Genomic DNA, 1,510 nt, shown 5'->3' with positions numbered 1-1,510 from the left:
ACGACCGGTGGTGGGGGCGAAACTAATTTATCGGTGTTGCCCGCCCGTGGCCGGGCAACCCCGCACCACTTCGATCGTTCATTGTCTGGCTGCCGGCCAGCGGCCGGCACTACCGGGGCGTTGGCGTTTGCCGGGCTTCAGGCCTTGCCGAGTCTGGCGACCAGCCCGTGCAGCGCCTGCTGGGCGTCCGGGGCGTACCAGGCGTCCACGAAGCGGTCGAGCTGGATGAGGTCGGCGTGCAGCGCCTCATGCAGGTCGGCGCGGGCGATGGCGCGGGTCAGCAGCATCGGTTGGCGGGGCAGCTTCAGCAGGCTCTGCAGCCAGGCCACGGCGCGGGCGACAACCTGATCCGCATCGACCACCTCATCGACCAGCCCGATCTGCAGTGCACGCTCGGCCGGCACCATCTCGCCGCCGACCAGCAGGGTGGTGGCCCGATGGTGGCCGACTACGCGGCGCATCAGGCGCTGGATGCCTTCCGGCGCGACCAGCCCGACCTGCACTTCGTTCAGGCCGATCACCGTGGGATGGGCGGCATCGGGGCTGCGCGCGATGATCCGGTAGTCGCAGCACAGCGCCAGCACGCAGCCGCCGGCAGGGGCGTGCCCGGTCATGGCCGCCACCACCTGCACGCGGCATTCGGCCAGGGTGCGCACGGCGCCGAAGAAGGCCTGCCAACTGTCCAGCAGCTTGTGCCTGTCATCGCCATGGCCGAGCAGGTGCGGCACGTCCATGCCGGCACTGAAGATGCGCTCGCTCCCGGACAGCACGATGCCGTGCACGTCCTCGGACATGGCCTGGTTGATCGCCTGGATCAGGTGCCGGCACAGCTCGGTGTCCAACGCATTGACCGGCGGACGCGCCAGCCGCAGTTCGCGGATGGGGCCATGGTTGATCACCTCGATGAGCGTCGTCATGCTGCAGTCTCGTTGCGGACAGGGAACGAAGCCGATGATAACCAAACCATTCGTGTGCGTATTGTTGGGGTTGTGTGCGTTCGCAGCATCGGCGCCGACAGTGGCCGCAGAACCTTCCTGTGTGTCACTGCGCGACGGCTGGCTGCGGTTGCCGCCGGCCGCGATGCCGATGGCCGCCGGTTACGGGCGGATCCGCAACGACTGCCGCGAGGCGGTCGTGGTGATCGCCGCAGGCAGCAAGGCGTTCGGCGATGTGTCCCTGCATGAAACCACGCTGGTCGAGGGGGTTAGCCGGATGCGCGCGGTGGAGCGATTGCCGATCGCGGCGGGGGCGACCGTCGAGCTGAAGCCGGGGGGCTTGCACCTGATGCTCATGCAGCCGGAGGTGGCACTGAAGGAAGGCGCACAGCTGCCGTTGCGGCTGAGCCTGGAAGATGGGCGCAAGGTGGATGGGATGATGCAGGTGCGCAGCGCGGTACCGTAAGGCCCCATGGGGTATGGAACGGTAGTGGCGGGGGGGGGGGGGCCCCCCCCCCCCACCCCCACAAAAAAAAAAAGAAAAAGCCCCAGCCCGGCCCCACCACACAAAGAAG

General features: G+C 68.1%; 2 protein-coding genes. One reads left to right on the top strand and one right to left on the bottom strand.

What is annotated here, in order from left to right; all coding sequences use genetic code 11:
• Positions 1-137: 137 nt before the first annotated feature.
• Positions 138-917 (bottom strand): enoyl-CoA hydratase/isomerase family protein, encoded by a 780-nt coding sequence (locus ABE483_RS18920; protein WP_346482188.1) that lies wholly within the window; start codon positions 915-917, stop codon positions 138-140.
• Between the two features lie 34 nt (positions 918-951).
• On the opposite strand from ABE483_RS18920, the gene ABE483_RS18915 reads away from it, so the two are divergent.
• Positions 952-1,401, top strand: a complete 450-nt coding sequence (locus ABE483_RS18915) for a copper chaperone PCu(A)C (RefSeq protein WP_313219155.1) — start codon at positions 952-954, stop codon at positions 1,399-1,401.
• Positions 1,402-1,510: the final 109 nt, after the last annotated feature.

This window comes from Stenotrophomonas sp. TWI602 (assembly GCF_039674045.1).
In the GTDB taxonomy this organism is placed as follows: domain Bacteria; phylum Pseudomonadota; class Gammaproteobacteria; order Xanthomonadales; family Xanthomonadaceae; genus Stenotrophomonas.
This window is presented reverse-complemented; position numbering and strand designations above follow the sequence as displayed.